Here is a 15,846-nt window from a genome sequence, read left to right on the forward strand (position 1 = left end):
TCGTTATGGGGTTCACACCCACGTTGACGTTTCAGCTGCTAGCCGCCTTAGTGGCTGGCGGCTTTACCACGCTTACCGCTTCCCCGTTTGAGCTTTGGTGGCTTGGCCCTGTGGCCATTGGCCTGCTGTATGTCGGGCTGCATACCTTAAGCCCTGGCCAAGCCGCGTTAAAAGGCTGGCTGTATGGCGTGGCGCTGTTTGCTAGCGGCACCTCATGGGTTTACGTATCGATTCACGACTACGGCTACACCGGTGTGCCGCTCGCGGTCTTTTTAACCGCGCTGTTTGTGAGCGTGCTGGCGCTCTTCTTTGCGGGCACGTTCTGGCTCTACCGCCGCTTCATCGGCCCCCGCTGGGCGCTGCTCACCTTTGCTGGTGCGTGGGTGCTGGGCGAGGTGCTGCGCACTTACTTGTTCACCGGCTTTCCCTGGCTGTTGGTGGGGTCCAGCTACGTGGATTCTCCGCTGGCCAGTTGGGCACCCGTTGGAGGTGTGTACTTACTCTCGCTGCTGGTGGTGCTTACCGGCACGTTAGGGGCGGAACTGCTGCGCCGCCAGTGGTGGGCAGCGCTACCGCTGGCCGCTATCTGGCTAGCTCCTTTCGTACTGCCAAGCCAGTGGACAACGCCGGTAAGAGAACCCACTCGCGTCGCGCTGCTGCAGGGCAACCTGCCCCAGCTGTTAAAATGGACGCCTGAAGGCCAGCGCACCGCTGCGAATATTTACAGCGACTTAACCCGCGAAGTGGCGGATGAAGCGGATCTGATCTTATGGCCTGAAACCGCGCTACCCATGACTGATAGCCAAGCACGGCCAGTGCTTGAGCGCGTGCAGGCCAACCTGCCGCCAGAAGCCGCCCTGTTGACCGGCATCGTTCAGCTAGATGAGAATAACCGCTACTTTAACAGCGTGATTGGCGTAGGCGACGTGGAAGGCAGCTACCAGAAAGAGCACCTGGTGCCGTTTGGGGAGTACCTGCCGCTAGAGAGCCTGCTGCGCGGGACCATCGACTTCTTTGACCTGCCGATGTCCAGCTTTAGCAAAGGCGCATCGGAGCAGGTGCCGATGCAAGCAGCAGGAGTGGCGATCGGTAACGCCATTTGCTACGAAATCATCTACCCACAGCTCGTCGCACAGCGGGCCGCCGATAGCGGCGTGATCGTGACGGTTTCCAACGACACTTGGTTTGGTGCCTCCATTGGCCCGCACCAGCACCTGCAAATGGCCCGCCTGCGTGCGCTGGAAAATGGCCGCTATGTAGTTCGCGCTACCAGCAACGGCATCACCGCCATTATTACCCCCCGTGGCGAGCTGGTAGACCGCGCCCCACAGTTTGAAACCACCTACCTCACGGGCGAGTTCTACGCCATGGAAGGGCTCACCCCGTTTACCCGCATGGGCAGCCTGCCCATCTGGCTACTCGCCGGGCTGTTCCTGCTGCCGGGGTTTGTGCGTCGGCGTTGATGTCAACAGCACCTCGGCCATGAAAAAGCCCCCTGCCACATTCGTGGCAGGGGGCTTCGTTTTAGGCGGCTTCTTAAAAAGCCGTCTGCTAAGCGCCGGATTAAGTGCTGCTGGGGATTTCCCCTAGCACCTCGGGAATCGTCATCCGCACATAGCGGCCCGGCGCGGGTTCGATCACTGTTAGCTCCCCTTCCCCTGGCTGGCGGGCAGGTACCAGTTTCTTCGGGTCTGCATCCACGTAGCCGTTGTCGGTCATCCAGGCTTGCCAATGGGGCCACCAGGAGCCTTCGTTAAACGTAGCGCCTTCCATCCACTCCTCGTGGGTCTCGGGCAGCGTGTCGTTGGTCCAGTAGCCGTACTTGTTTTTATGGGGCGGGTTCACGATACCGGCAATATGCCCAGAGCCGCCCAGCACGAAGGTTACCGGGCCTTTGGGTAGCAGCGCACCGTAGTAGGTACTGTTCCACTTGGCGATATGGTCTTCTTTGGTGGAGACAAAGTAGCTGGGGGTTGAGACTTTGCGCAGGTCGATTTTGACCCCGTCTAGCTCGATGCCACCGGGCTCTACCAAGCGGTTTTCCAGATACATATGGCGCAGGTACCAAGCGTGGGTGCCTGCCGTCAGGTTGGTGCCATCAGTATTCCAGTAGAGCAAATCGAAGGCGGAGGGAGTCTCGCCCTTCAGGTAGTTATTGATATAGAACGACCAGAACAGATCATTTTCCCGCAGCAGGTTGAAGGTGTAGGCCATGGAGCGGCCATCCAGGTAGCCCTTCATCTGCATGGTTTGCTCAATACCCTGCACCACGCGCTCGTTCAGGAACACGCCGATATCGCCCGGATCGCGGAAGTCCTGCAGCGTGGCCATGTAAGTGACCGACTTCACCTTGCGGCCACGGCGCGTGCTGGTGAGATACGCCACGGTGGAGGCGGTCAGCGTGCCGCCTACGCAGTAGCTCAGCAGGTTGACTGACTTCTCGCCGCAGGCCTGCTCAATCGCTTCCATCGCACTGATGGGGCCCATCTGCATATAGTCTGCCCAGGTAATATCGCGCTGCTCGGGGCCAGGGTTACGCCAGGAGATCAGAAATACCGTGTGGCCTTGATCCACCAACCACTTCACCAGCGAGTTATCTTGCCGCAGGTCCAGAATGTAGTACTTATTGATCCAGGGCGGCACAATCAGCAGCGGCGTTTTAAAGGTGTTTTCGGTGGTTGGCGTGTACTGAATCAGCTGAATCAGTTCGTTTTCATACACCACAGAGCCAGGCGTTACCGCAATGTTCTCGCCCACGCCAAAGGCGCTGCGGTCGGTCATGCGTACGTTGATGCCTTCCGCTGAGTTGGCTAAATCTTCCCGTAGCCGAGTGAGGCCATCGACGAGATTCTGCCCCTTGGTTTCCAGGGTGCGGCGCATCACTTCTGGGTTGGTGGAGACGAAGTTGGTAGGCGACATCGCATTCACCAACTGGCGCGCGTAGAACGTTAAGTTGCGCTTGAGGGTAGGGTCTACATCCAGGTCGTTAATCAGCTCTTCGACCACCTGCGAAAACAGCAAATACTGCTGCATGATCGCCATGTAGTAGGGGTCTGTAGTCCAGACCTCATCTTTAAAACGGCGGTCGTTCTTGGGCGGCGTTACTAGGGGGGCCACCTGCTCACCGGCCATGGTGCGTACACCCTGCTGCCACAGCAACCACTGGTCTTGCATCAAGCGCGACTGGGTTTGCCACAGCAAATTCGGGTTACTCATCAGCGAACGAGCAGCGGCTTCAAAGCTTTCGCGCATGTCGCTATAAACGGAGTCAGCGGCTTCGCTGGGCGCCATACGTGACAGCAGGTCCTCTAGCAGACCTTTGTACTGTTCACTTATGTCGTCAAGCTGTGCCTTCCATGCCTCCATATCTTGCTGGGACAACGGTTGAGACGGCATTTTCCACCCTGACTGCATACGACTTTCCCCCTCACCAACTGAGCAATGGTTGCCCTGGCAACACGCTTAAGAACGCTGTAAAAGAACGCGGCGCCTCAAAGGCGCCGCGGACACTACTGACGATTAGCTTTTACGAGACGACTGGCTTGAGGCCTTCGCGGGCTGTTCACCCTTGGCTGTAGCGCTCACTTGTTCGCTCATTTTTTGTCCGGCTTCGCTAAACAGCTTTTCCATTTCAGATTTGAACTGCAAGCTCATCTCGCTCATCACCCGCGCGTCTTCCTGCATCTGCTGAGAAAGCTCGTTCATCATTTCCGCTTGCTTGGTACCGAAATCGCGCAGGCTCTCGGCATCATTAATTTCTGTCGCGCTGCGGATGCGCTCGGTGCCCATCTGGCTGTAGCGTTTCATCGCTTCCAGCTGGTACTGGGTCATTTTTTCCATGTTATTGAGCATCAGCGAGTTCATCTTGCGCATCGGCTCAAACATCTGGCGAGTTTGGGCGTTAAAGGCGTCCATCATTTTGTCTTGCATTGTGGTTGCTCCTGTCTCTCATTCCTTGGCATGAGCCTGGAGTGGCTCATCACATCGCAAATTGCTGCACTGCAAAAAGAGTAATGCTTAGCATGCTGCTTTGCAACAAGGAGCTTCCTACGGCCCCTCTGCATACCCTACAGCCGCCTCTGACTCAGCCTCACAGTGCCACGTATTTGATAGCGCCTTTATCGCCTACTCTTTGGCGCGAGAGCGAGAAGAGGCCGTGGCTTTCGCCTTGGTACTTTTCTCGTTTGCCGCTGACGATGGTTCGCTATCTTGGGTGCCGTTACTGGCACCACCCGTATGGGTACTACCGGCCTGACGCAGCATATCCAGCATCATTTGCTGATAGGTGCCAAAGTTAGCCAGCCCCTGTGAAAGCCCCTGCTGCATCATGGGTTGCTGCAGGAAAGGGCGCATTAAGCTCATGGGGTCATAACCTTCTACCCCTGATTCCATCTGCCGCTGAATATTATCCAGCAGGCTCTGCTGGAACGCCTCTACATCCGGCAACCCTAGCGACTGCCGAAACTCAGCCGGCGTCAGGTCAAACTCAACGTTAATTTTCATAGGCGACTCCTTAACCGTCTTCCTTGAGTGTAGCAGCGAACCACTCAGCACACCTTGGCGTTATCGCTGACCTAATCGCGGTGTATCAACGCTAACATCAGCGTTTTGGCCCCGGTGGCGCAGCCAATGATCCAACAGCGTAATCGCCATCATGGCTTCGGCAATGGGCGTCGCTCGAATGCCCACACAAGGGTCGTGACGCCCTTTGGTAATCACTTCGACTGGTTCACCATGGACATCAATGGAGCGGCCCGGCGTGGTAATGCTGGAGGTAGGTTTCAGTGCCAACCGAGCCACAATGGGCTGCCCGCTGGAAATACCACCCAGCACGCCGCCCGCGTGGTTGGAGAGAAAGCCTTCCGGTGTCATCTCGTCGCGGTGTTCGCTGCCGCGCTGAGCAATACAGCCAAAGCCCGCGCCAATCTCGATCCCTTTTACCGCATTAATGCTCATCAAACCGTGCGCTAGGTCAGCATCCAGACGGTCGAAGACTGGCTCGCCCAGGCCCACGGGTACGCCATCGGCAATTACGGTAATTTCCGCGCCCACGGAGTCTTGGTCCCGTCGCAGTTGATCCATGTAGCTTTCCAGCTCGGCTACTTTATCGGGGTCGGGGCAGAAGAAGGCGTTCTGGTCGACGGCTTCCCAGGTTTTGAAGTCGATCTTGATCGGGCCAAGCTGGCTCATATAGCCGCGAATTTGAATGCCCTGTGCCGCCAGCACCTTTTTGGCAATGGCACCCGCCGCCACGCGCATGGCGGTTTCGCGGGCGCTGGAACGGCCGCCCCCCCGGTAGTCCCGGTGGCCATACTTGTGGTGGTAGGTGTAGTCCGCGTGGGCAGGACGGAACTGGTCTTTGATCTTGGAGTAATCTTTCGAGCGCTGGTCGGTATTCTCAATCAATAAGCCAATCGAGGTACCGGTGGTTTTGCCTTCAAACACGCCGGAAAGAATGCGCACCTGATCCGGCTCTTTGCGCTGGGTGGTATGGCGCGAGCTGCCGGGGCGGCGACGGTCTAAATCGCCCTGCAGGTCCTCTTCGCTAATCGCAATGCCAGGAGGGCAACCATCCACAATGGCCCCTAATGCGGGGCCGTGGCTTTCGCCAAAAGTGGTGACGGTAAACAGTTTGCCAAACGTATTGCCAGACATGGGCGTTAATTCCTCACGCAAAAGACGCCGCATGGGCGTCGAGTTCAGCGGCGTTCAGGGCAAACACGCCCTGGCCGCCACGCTCGAATTCAAGCCAGATAAAGGGCACCTCGGGGAAGGCAGCCTCCACATGGCGGTCAGAGTTGCCAACTTCAACAATCAGCCAGCCCTCTGAAGTTAGGTGCTCGCGGGCCTCGCGCAGAATACGCCGCACGATATCAAGACCGTCGCTGCCCGCGCCCAGCGCCAGGGCTGGCTCATGGCGAAATTCGGCGGGCATCGTGGCTAAGTCGCGCTCATCCACATAGGGCGGGTTGGAAACGATCAGGTCAAAGCGCTGCCCTTCCAGGCCGTCGAACACGTCCGATTCCACGGCGCGCACGCGGTCGCCGACATCGTGGCGGGTAATATTTTGCCGTGCCACGGCCAAGGCATCCTGGCTGATATCCGCCAGGGCCACTTCGCAGGTCGGCAGCACCAGCGCCGTGGCGATGCCAATGCAGCCGGAGCCGGTGCATAAATCCAGCACGCGGGCGGGTGGTTCTTCTGGAAACCAGGCCGCAAAGCCATCTTCGATCAGCTCGGCAATCGGCGAGCGGGGAATCAGCACGCGCTCATCCACGTTAAACGGGTAGCCTGCAAAGAAGGCCTCTCCCAGTAGATAAGGCAACGGGCGGCGCGTGGTGACACGCTCCCGGGCTAAGCGAATAATCCGCTCGCGCTCAACTGGCAGCAGCCGCGCATCCAGCACGGCGGGGTCGACGTTCCAAGGCAGGTGCAGCGCGCCTAAGCAGAGCGCGACCGCCTCATCCCAGGGTGACTGCGTGCCGTGCCCATAGTGCAACCCCGCCAGATAGAATTCGCTGGATACCCAGCGCAAATAGTCCCGCAGTGTGTAAAGATCGCTTATCAGCGCCGTATCAGGCAGTGATAGCGTTGAGGGGGAGGACTCATCAGAGAGGTGCGTGGTCACAAGGGCTCCTGGCGTCAAAAGTTCGTTGGGGGATTGTACCTTTGCCGCCGCCCGGTTCACAGCAGCGCTAAGCTCGCTATACTGTCTCGCCTTAGCGTTTTTTATCCACCGCCCCTTTTTTCACCACTACTTAGTTGATTCGAGCCGACCATGACGCGACACCTGCCCAACGATGACGATATCAGTGCCTTTCGCCAAGCGCTGCAGGCGGCAGGCGTACGCCGTATTGCCACCAACCAAGCCGACCCCGGTAAGCCCAAACGCCAGTCAGACGCCAGCGAAGCGCGCCGCCGAGCGGCGGTAGAGAGCAATACACTGCAAACCAGCGGGCGCACGTCTGATGGTCGGGTGGAAGCCGTACGGCCATCAGAGTATTTAGAGTTCAGCGTGCCCGACCTGCCCTGGCGCACGTTTAGCCAATTGAAGCGCGGCCAAATGGCCTGGCAGGCAGGGCTAGACCTTCACGGCTATACCCTGGAAGAGGCGCGGGTAGAGCTAGAGAGCTTTCTTCGCGATGCCGCAGGCCAAGGGCTGCGCTGTGTGCTGGTGGTGCATGGCAAAGCCTGGGGCACCACCTCTGATTTCCCGGTACTGAAAAGCCACACCAATGCGTGGCTGCGCGAGTGGCCCGGCGTGCTGGCGTTCTGCTCTGCCACGGATATCGATGGCGGCACCGGGGCGATGTATATTTTGCTGCGCAAACGCGGGCAGTAATTCATGTTGTTTATTTAGTAGCGTCAGAGGCAATGCTAGGCATGCGCCGCTCCAAGGCTTCATCGGCCAAGTGGCGGCCTAAGCGGATGAGCTCCTTCGCCCGGTGAAACTCGTAGGTGCTGCATACCGTTTTAGGAATTTCGATCAGCACGTCCGGTGGGTAGCCAGCCACCTTGTACTTCGCTAGCGCTGCCTGGGTAATATCAAACGATTCCAGAATCATATCCAGCTTGCCCCACTCGCGCTTGCCGCGCAGGTCTACTGTTTCATCGTCGTCGCTCTCTTCACTGCTGCCGCCTAGGCCACCCCATAGCCGCCGCGTGGTCGCGCGCACCTCCTCCATCCAGCCGCCAATATTGGCGTCGCGGTCCCGCTCCAGGGCGGTGCGGCTGTCGCTACTCTCTTCTTGTGGCAGCAGCTCCTCCAGCGTGACCGACTGCGGGCTGTGAGCGGTGACGTTCACCGCCACCACGAAATCCGCCTCATGGGCAGCCAACACTGGCATCATTGGCAGCGGGTTGAGTAACCCGCCATCCACCAGCACCTGTTCGCCAATGTGCACGGGGGTAATCACCCCTGGCACCGCAATCGAGGCGCGAATGGCGCGTAGCAGCGGGCCGTTTTGAAACCATACTTCCCGCTGGCGCACGAGGTCGGTGGCCACGGTGGTCACTGGAATGGGCAGGTCTTCAATCAGCCGGTCGCCCACTAGCTCCTCCAGCTTGCTCATCACTTTGTTGGCACGCATCGCCCCCATGGGGCTCCAGGTCACATCGACCAGCTTGAGCACGTCCAAGTAATCAAGGTTACACACCCACTCCCGGTACTCCGGTAGCTTGGCCGAGGCGTAAATGCCGCCGATCAGCGCTCCCATGGAGCATCCGGCAATCGAAATAATCTCGAAACCACGCGCCTCCAGCGCTTCAATCACGCCAATATGCGCATACCCCCTAGCACCGCCGCTACCGAGCACCAGCGCTACTTTATTGCCACCGCCCGGCGTCCTCCCCGTTAATTGGCTGACCACGATCTGCCCCTCCTTTGTGGCATGGCGTCTCATACGCACGCGCTTTTCTTTCGATGCGACGTTAACTGGCCGTGCAGCCTTCTAAGCAAATCACCTCGGCCACACGCTCAACGGCCTGTGGTTCCAAATGCAGATGGTGGCCACCTGCCAGCACGTGCCGGGTGAGTCGCGGCACCGCCTGCCTTGCTTGGGCTGCCCAGGCGCGCTCGCCTAAAATACCGCGCTCACCTTCTATCAATAGCACCGGCGCCTGGATTTCGGCCAAAACGGCCAGCACCTGCTGCGGTGTAAAGCGCACCAGCGAGGGCTTGAGCAGGCGGCTATCGGTACGCATTTGTACTTTGCCATCGGCGGTGGCCTGGGTGTTGCGCTCGACCAGCGGCGTGGCGGTGATGCTATCTAGTGGCGTGACGCCCCCCGCCACACGCGCCGCCACGGCGCTCTCAATATCCGGGTAACGAGGCGCGCGGGAAGGCGGGCGCCGATGAGCGATTAAGCCTTTGCGCAGTTGGCTGGGCGTCTCTTGTGCCGGTGTATTCAGCGCACCTAACCCGTCAATCAGAATTAACCGGGCGACCTTCTCCGGTAACGCCGCGGCCAGCAGGCAAGAGACCGCCGCCCCCATGGAGTGGGCCAGCAGCGTGGCCTGCTCAAGGCCCAACGCTTCCATGGCATCCAGCACATCATGGGTGTAATCCCAGAGCGCATAATCGCTGCCCGCAGGCGCATGGGCAGAGTGCCCGTGGCCGCGAAAATCAATCGCCACGATACGGATACCCAGCGCGTTCACTAACTGCGGGGCTAAGCGTGAAAAGCTGGCCGCGTTATCCAGCCAGCCATGCAGCGCTAGCCATGTGGGCGCGTCACTACGCCCCCAGCTCAGCGCCGCTAGCCGCCCGCTGGCCAGCGAAAGCGGCTGAGGAGCCGTGCCTACTCGAGAAGCGTCGTTCATAAATCGGTGTCTCACAGCGAAAAACTGGCGCGTCAGGTGACGCTCGTAAATGTGAACATTACGATGCACATAGTATGGTGCAAACGTTACCATGCTCGGCGCAGCGCTTGTGCTGCTTTTACATGGCCATGGGCCACGACGCTGTTAATTTTTGATGGAGATTGCCATGAAACCTCGCCGCGATACCCGCGCCCGTAACCTTGTGTTCTTTATTACTGTCGTGAGCGCCCTAGTCGTGGGGCTATGGTTAGCCCGCTGAGGGCAGTGCTTGCAATTTCTCCCCCATGAATAAATACTGTTTAAACACACTGTACATAAACACACCATTTATTCATGAGGATGCCGACGATGCCGTCTCAACCCATCCATTTTGCAACAACCGTGGTTGCGACAGCCTTGCCGTTAACTTCTCAGCCGCTGCCTTTTCCTCTGCTCACAGGCCGTGCAGGCTTTAGCGGCTTTCCCTCTCCTGCCCAAGATTACGAGCCGCGCACTCTCGACCTCAATGCGCGGCTGATCAAGCACCCTACCCAAACGTTTTACCTCACCGCGACAGGGGACAGCATGGAGGGTTGGGGCATCTTTGACGGTGATTTACTGGTCGTCGACCGCAGCGTCACGCCGCGCCTAGGGCATATTTTGGTCGCCATGCTGGATGAAGAAGTGCTGATCAAACGCTATGCGCTGCATCGCGGCACGCCGCACCTCTGCTCGGCCCACCCCCACTATCCGCCGCTGCCCCTGGAAGGTACCGACTGCCAGCTATGGGGTGTGGTGCGCGCGGTGATTCACGAGTATCTGCCGTGATCGGGCTGGTGGATGCCAATAATTTTTACGTCTCCTGTGAGCGGGTGTTCAATCCGGCGCTGGAAGGCAAACCCGTTGGTGTGATGTCGAATAACGACGGCTGCGTGATTGCCCGCTCAGCAGAGATGAAAGCCATGGAGATCTCCATGGGCACGCCCGCATACCAGCTAGAGGGGCTACGCCGCCGCGGGGTAATCCACCTGCTCTCTTCTAACTACGAGCTGTACGGCGATATGTCAGCGAGGCTTGCCCAGCTGCTGCGCGATACGTGCCCCGAAGTGGCCCCCTACTCGATTGATGAGATGTTTATTTATCTGGATGGCCTCAGTGATACCCAGTGCCAAGCGCTGGGCACAGCACTGCGCCGCCGCATTCGTCGCTATTTGGGGCTTCCGGTGTGTATCGGGCTGGCCCCTACGCATACACTGGCGAAGCTCGCCAATCACCTAGCCAAAAAACAGCCTCACTACGCAGGAGTGTGTTTACTCCACGGTGAAAGCGCTACCACCCAGGCAGTGCTGAAACAGCTGCCGGTAAGCGATGTGTGGGGAGTGGGCAGGCGCCTTGCCGAACGACTAGCGGTCAGCGGCATTCGCACCGCCTGGGATTTGCGGGAGCACGACCCCAAACGGCTACGCAAACGCTTCTCGGTGGTTCTAGCCCGCACCGCCTTAGAGCTGCGCGGTACGCCCTGCCTAGAGTTGAATGCCGTTGAGCAACCCCGCCAGCGCATCATGACCTCACGCTCGTTTGGTAAAACCACCGGCGTAAAAGAGGAGCTTCACGCGGCGCTGCGCCGCCACGCCCAGCGCAGTGCCGAAAAATTGCGCCAGCAAGGCAGCCTTGCCCGCGCCGTCCTACTGTTTTTAAACACCAACCGCCACCGCAAGGACCAGCCCCAGCTGTCGCCTAGCACGATGATTCCGCTTGAAGCACCCACCGACGATACTCGCGCCATTCTGGAAGCCGTTCGCGAAGGGCTCGACCAGATGTATCGCCCTGGCTTTCAGTTTATGAAGGCAGGCGTGATGCTGCTGGACTTGGTGGATGCACAGCAGTATCAGCTCTCTCTGCTACAGCCAACCACCAAGGCGCACCCTCACTTGATGAAGGCGGTAGACGAGATTAATCAGAAGATGGGACAAGGCACGCTGCGCTTTGGGATGACTGACGCCGACGCGCCTTGGCAGCTGCGCTGTGAGCACCGCTCAAGACGCTACACCACCTGTTGGGATGAGTTAATGGAGGCAGGCACTCACCCTGGCGCGATTGCCGCCGCCAGGGTGAAGCGTGAACAGCAGCGCTTAGCGGGCGGAAAGCGCTTGGCGAAGGCGCGGGCTAATGGCTTCACCCACCACTGCCACCAGGACCAGCAGCGCTAGCAGCACCGGCCAATGGGCAGCAAAAGAGACCTGATACAAGCCTAGGGCATCGACAAAAATCACCAAAATACCCAGCGGACTCACGTAGCGCACCATGGCCAGCCACAGCGTATAGGGCAGCGGCGCCAGCCCCAGCTCGTCGCGGAAGGTTTCGCTTTTCAGCACAAAACCGGCCAGTAGTACCATGCCCAGGCCACCCAGCGGCATCATCCAACGGGAGGTGAGGTAGTCCAGCCAATCAAAGAAGTTCTTGCCTGCCAGCGTCCAATCAGCGCCCAGGTTGAACGACAGCATCGCCAGCGTGCTGATCAGCCACAGCACAATACCGGTGGCCCACGAGGCGGATTTACGGCTCATGCCTTTGTTATCGCACAACCAAGAGACCGTTGCTTCCACCATGGAAATTGAGGAGGTTAGTGCGGCCATGGAGAGCATTAAGAAGAACAGCGCTCCAAACAGCGTGCCCAGCGGCATCGCCTGGAACGCTAACGGCAGGCTCATAAACAGTAACCCTGGGCCTTCACCGGGGTCCATGCCGTTGGCAAAAATCACTGGAAAAATTGCTAACCCTGCCATCAGCGCTACCACGGTATCCGCCACGGCCACGCTCAGCGTCGTGCGGCCAATGGAGGCATCTTTAGGCAAGTAGCTGCCGTAAGTCAGGATGGCACCCGACGCCAATGAGAGCGTAAAGAAAGCGTGGCCCAAGGCCGCCAACATCCCTTCACTAGAGAGGCTGCCCGCCTTAAAAGAGAACAGGAAATCAACCGCGTCGCCGAAACCGCCGGAAAACATGCCGAATCCAATCAGCAACACCAGCATGAGCACCAGCCCCGGCATCATCCAGCTAACGCTTTTCTCGATGCCTTCCTGAACGCCTTTACCGACAATGATCATGGTCAGCAGCGTGACCAGGGTACTCCAGCCACCCAGCGTGATGGGGTTAGCGTTATTGGCACCAAACACGGCCGCCATCTCGTCCACACTGGTGCCCGCCAAGCCGCCGGTGAGCATTTTCCATAAATAGGAGAAGGACCAGCCGGCCACCACGACGTAAAACGATAGCACCATAAAGCCACACAGCATGGCCATCCAGCCAATCAGCGACCACATAGAGGAGCGGCCAGACTCATTCACTACACGGCGAATAGCATCAATGGGGCTACCACGCCCCCGGCGACCAAACGCAATTTCGGTCATCATTACCGGTACGCCCACCGCTAAGATGCACGCTAAATAGACCAGTACGAAGGCACCGCCGCCATACTCCCCAGTGATATAAGGGAATTTCCAAATATTGCCTAGCCCCACCGCCGAACCGGTGGCTGCCAACATAAAGCCCCAGCGGCCCAGCCACTGAATGCGAGGTTGCCCAGAAGACGCCATGACCTTCCACCCTGTCAGAAAAAAGCGCCTATCCTAGTGGATTTTGCTGCGAAAGCCCACGTATCACGGCGTGGCATAGCTTGCTTTTGCCTCGGCATCTAGCCGCTGGGCGGTTTGATCCACTCTGCGCAACCACGCCAACAGCAGCGCCCCGGCCCCCACAAAGCCACCAGCCAGCCATAGGCCCACATAATAATGACCAGAGGCTTCCGCGAGCATGCCGGTGAGCGCAGGGGCCACAATCTGCGCTGCGCCGTAGGCCAACGTCATTTGTCCCATCAAGCGGGCGGGGCTGGCAGGGTACAGCCTACCCGCCATGGTCAGCACTAAACTGACGCAACCCAGGAACGTGCCGCCGTAGAGCACTGCGCTAATCAACACGCCCGGTAACGTTGGGCTGATCGCAGGCAGCACAATGCCTACTACCTGCACCAGCATGGCCACAATCAGCGCGCCTAAGTAACCAATCCGCCGCGCGATTAAATCCCACAGCATCACGGCGGGGGCTGCGGCCAGCCCCACCAACGCAAAGGCCCAGTTCCCGGCCCCGGCCAGCAGCGGTTCGCGCTCCACAATCGCGACCAAAAACGTTGCGCTGATCACATAGCCATAGCCCGCACAAAAGTAGGCGGGCAGCATAAGACGCATAAAGGTGCGGCTAGGCGGCGTTGCAGGTGCTTGATGACTGGCAGCGCTGCCTACCACCGGTTTTACCGGGCGCGGTAACCAGCACCAGGCAGGCACCAGCAGCACCGCCCCCAAGGCGCTAAAGCCCCACCACTGCGCTTGCCAGTTCATTGCCAGCGCCAGCATCAGCTCTACCGCTAAGGCCGCTACCACAATGCCAATGCCGACACCTGCAAAGTGGATGCCCAGCTCGCCCCGCTGACGGTGCTGAATCAGCCAGTGCAAAATCAGCCCTGACGCCAACAGCATCGAGCCACTGCTGGAGAGCCCCGCCAAAAAGCGCAGCCCCGCCCATACCCAAAAGTGTTCGGTCAGCGCCATACCGGCGGTGGTTAATACGGCCAGCACTAAGCCAATGCGAAACAGCGTGTCTTTGAGATAAATCGTGCGAATAGAGGCCGCCAGCACCGCTCCTAGCATATAGCCTGCGTAGTTCAACGCCGCTAGCCAGCCGCCATCGGCGTCGCTAACCCAGCTCTGTTGCTGCATCACCGGCAGTAGCGGCGTATAGGCAAACCGCGCAATGCCGATACATAAAATTTGGCTAAATACCCCCGCCAACAGCACTTTAAAGCGCTGGGCCTGAACGCTTGCAGTAGGCATGGACACTCCCTCGTCGTCACTATTTTTGTTGTGGTAGTGTGGCTTCAATGGATAGCCAGCTATCTTCCATCATACGCGGAAACCAGCGCCGTACTATCGGCTAAACGTGGCATGTGGAAGCAGCGCATTAGTGCTCGGAATCTGGCAGACTAACTCTCACGTTTCACCACCGTCATAAGCGAGTAAGCACGATGAGCGATACTGCAAAACCCTGGACGCAACCGATGCCCGACGCGCAGTTCAAACTGATGCGCGATATTTTGGCGGCCCCCAGCCCTGTTGGCCTGGAAGGCGCGATGACCTACGGCGTGCTGAAGCCCTACTTCGAGAGCTTCGCTCCCAGCGACTGGCATTTGCACCAGTTTAAAGGCAATGCGGGCGTGGTGCTGGATACCCACCCAGGCCGCGATGATATGTTCAAGCTGATGATCATCGGCCATGCGGACAAAATCCGCATGCAGGTTCGCTCGATTGGTGAAGATGGCAAGATTTGGATCAACACCGACTCCTTCCTGCCCGGCGTATTGATCGGCCATGAAGTCACGCTGTTCAGCGAAGACCCGGAAGCCCCCGGCAGCTACCGCAGCATTAAAGGCGGCACGGTGGAAGCGCTGGGTGCTATCCACTTTTCTGACCCCGCCCAGCGCGATGGCAGCAAAGGCATTAAGAAAGAGCAGATCTATCTCGATCTGCAGATTCACGGCGAGAACAAGAAGCAGCAGGTGCTGAACCTGGGCGTGCGGCCGGGCGATTCGATTATCTTCAACCGCCCCATTCGCCCTGGCTTTAGCCCGAACACCTTCTACGGCGCGTATCTGGATAACGGCCTGGGATGCTTTGTGACGGCGGAAGTCGCACGCTTGATCGCCGAAGCAGGCGGTACCGAAAAAGTGCGGGTGATGTTTGCCATTGCCAGCTACGAAGAGATTGGCCGCTTCGGCAGCCGCGTGCTGGCCGGCGAACTCAAGCCCGATGCGCTGATTGGCGTGGATGTAAATCACGACTACGTCGCCGCCCCTGGCATTGGCGACAAGCGCATGCAATCGCTGGAGATGGGCAAAGGCTTTACGCTGTCGGTGGGTTCTATTGCCAGCGAGCAGCTCAACCGCATCATCGCCAGCGCCGCGAAAACGCAGGACATCCCCATGCAGCGAGACATTGTGGGTGTAGATACCGGCACCGACGGCATGGCGGGCGTGCTGGCCTCCATCGACAGCGCAGCAACCTCCATGGGTTTCCCGATCCGCAACATGCACACCATTTCGGAAACCGGCAATACTCAGGACGTGCTGGCCGCTATTCATGCGCTGCACCACACCATTCAAGCGCTGGATGCCGTGCCGGATCTCAAACGGGAGTTCTTGGATAACCACCCCCGTTTAGACCAAGCCAGCCCACTTGCCCACCAAGGCAGCACCAAGCCCGAAAGCGACGAAGAAGCCTCCGCTTAAACGGATCGAGTAGGAGGGGGAGTCGCCTCCCCCGTCCTCTCACACCACCGGGCAAACGGATCCGTACCACGGCGGTTCCTGTCCCCCATTATCGGGCTGAGCTTCGTTCCGCTGAATTCGCTCGCCTGTGTGCTCTGAGCGCTTCGACAGTCTTTGGGCTTCCGGCCCGCCATACAGTTATCGAGAGCCCTCCGGGGAGGCTTCTGCTC

General features: G+C 58.9%; 14 protein-coding genes. 5 read left to right on the forward strand and 9 right to left on the reverse strand.

From position 1 onward, the window contains the following. The first annotated feature begins 5 nt into the window (after nt 1–5). On the forward strand, nt 6–1,463 hold the full coding sequence (lnt, locus tag L1249_RS07585) for an apolipoprotein N-acyltransferase (RefSeq protein ID WP_058577563.1): 1,458 nt from the start codon (nt 6–8) through the stop codon (nt 1,461–1,463). A gap of 100 nt (nt 1,464–1,563) precedes the next feature. Here lnt and phaC read toward each other — a convergent pair whose 3' ends face one another. From phaC to prmB, 5 genes are all read right to left on the reverse strand, one after another. Beyond that, nucleotides 1,564–3,414: a class I poly(R)-hydroxyalkanoic acid synthase gene (phaC, locus tag L1249_RS07590; protein ID WP_228169066.1), complete on the reverse strand. Its 1,851-nt coding sequence runs from the start codon at nt 3,412–3,414 to the stop codon at nt 1,564–1,566. Nucleotides 3,415–3,519: 105 nt separating this feature from the next. Beyond that, the gene (locus tag L1249_RS07595; protein ID WP_044628239.1) at nt 3,520–3,930 is read right to left on the reverse strand and encodes a phasin family protein; all 411 of its coding nucleotides are present in this window, start codon (nt 3,928–3,930) and stop codon (nt 3,520–3,522) included. A gap of 195 nt (nt 3,931–4,125) precedes the next feature. Next, complete coding sequence (locus L1249_RS07600; RefSeq protein ID WP_172416017.1) at nt 4,126–4,503, reverse strand: hypothetical protein; 378 nt, start codon at nt 4,501–4,503, stop codon at nt 4,126–4,128. Between the two features lie 60 nt (nt 4,504–4,563). Further along, a complete protein-coding gene (gene aroC, locus L1249_RS07605; protein ID WP_044628241.1) occupies nt 4,564–5,655 on the reverse strand; it encodes a chorismate synthase in 1,092 nt (363 codons plus the stop codon). Between the two features lie 13 nt (nt 5,656–5,668). Next, complete coding sequence (gene prmB / locus L1249_RS07610) at nt 5,669–6,628, reverse strand: 50S ribosomal protein L3 N(5)-glutamine methyltransferase (RefSeq protein WP_058577561.1); 960 nt, start codon at nt 6,626–6,628, stop codon at nt 5,669–5,671. A gap of 150 nt (nt 6,629–6,778) precedes the next feature. On the opposite strand from prmB, the gene L1249_RS07615 reads away from it, so the two are divergent. Continuing rightward, nucleotides 6,779–7,342: a Smr/MutS family protein gene (locus tag L1249_RS07615; RefSeq protein ID WP_137093896.1), complete on the forward strand. Its 564-nt coding sequence runs from the start codon at nt 6,779–6,781 to the stop codon at nt 7,340–7,342. Nucleotides 7,343–7,352: 10 nt separating this feature from the next. Here the strand turns inward: L1249_RS07615 and L1249_RS07620 are convergent, their stop codons facing one another. Both L1249_RS07620 and L1249_RS07625 read right to left on the reverse strand, forming a co-directional pair. After that, nucleotides 7,353–8,369: a patatin-like phospholipase family protein gene (locus L1249_RS07620; RefSeq protein ID WP_044628244.1), complete on the reverse strand. Its 1,017-nt coding sequence runs from the start codon at nt 8,367–8,369 to the stop codon at nt 7,353–7,355. A gap of 61 nt (nt 8,370–8,430) precedes the next feature. Continuing rightward, on the reverse strand, nt 8,431–9,321 hold the full coding sequence (locus L1249_RS07625) for an alpha/beta fold hydrolase (protein WP_044628262.1): 891 nt from the start codon (nt 9,319–9,321) through the stop codon (nt 8,431–8,433). Between the two features lie 348 nt (nt 9,322–9,669). Between L1249_RS07625 and L1249_RS07630 the strand changes: the two genes are divergently transcribed. Both L1249_RS07630 and L1249_RS07635 read left to right on the forward strand, forming a co-directional pair. Continuing rightward, entirely contained in the window at nt 9,670–10,128 is a 459-nt protein-coding gene (locus L1249_RS07630) for a LexA family protein (RefSeq protein ID WP_044628245.1), read from the forward strand. Next, entirely contained in the window at nt 10,125–11,510 is a 1,386-nt protein-coding gene (locus L1249_RS07635) for a Y-family DNA polymerase (RefSeq protein WP_044628246.1), read from the forward strand. The genes L1249_RS07630 and L1249_RS07635 overlap by 4 nt, the downstream gene beginning before the upstream one ends. Here the strand turns inward: L1249_RS07635 and L1249_RS07640 are convergent. Together L1249_RS07640 and L1249_RS07645 are read right to left on the reverse strand one after the other, a co-directional pair. Next, nucleotides 11,433–12,896: a sodium-dependent transporter gene (locus tag L1249_RS07640; RefSeq protein ID WP_044628247.1), complete on the reverse strand. Its 1,464-nt coding sequence runs from the start codon at nt 12,894–12,896 to the stop codon at nt 11,433–11,435. The genes L1249_RS07635 and L1249_RS07640 overlap by 78 nt on opposite strands. Before the next feature lie 63 nt (nt 12,897–12,959). Next, the gene (locus tag L1249_RS07645; protein ID WP_044628248.1) at nt 12,960–14,186 is read right to left on the reverse strand and encodes a YbfB/YjiJ family MFS transporter; all 1,227 of its coding nucleotides are present in this window, start codon (nt 14,184–14,186) and stop codon (nt 12,960–12,962) included. A 191-nt stretch (nt 14,187–14,377) separates the two neighbouring features. Between L1249_RS07645 and L1249_RS07650 the strand changes: the two genes are divergently transcribed. Beyond that, the gene (locus tag L1249_RS07650; RefSeq protein ID WP_062359170.1) at nt 14,378–15,637 is read left to right on the forward strand and encodes a M20/M25/M40 family metallo-hydrolase; all 1,260 of its coding nucleotides are present in this window, start codon (nt 14,378–14,380) and stop codon (nt 15,635–15,637) included. Nucleotides 15,638–15,846: the final 209 nt, after the last annotated feature.

Source organism: Halomonas sp. Cn5-12 (assembly GCF_021532545.1).
GTDB classification, from domain to species: Bacteria; Pseudomonadota; Gammaproteobacteria; order Pseudomonadales; family Halomonadaceae; genus Vreelandella; species Vreelandella aquamarina.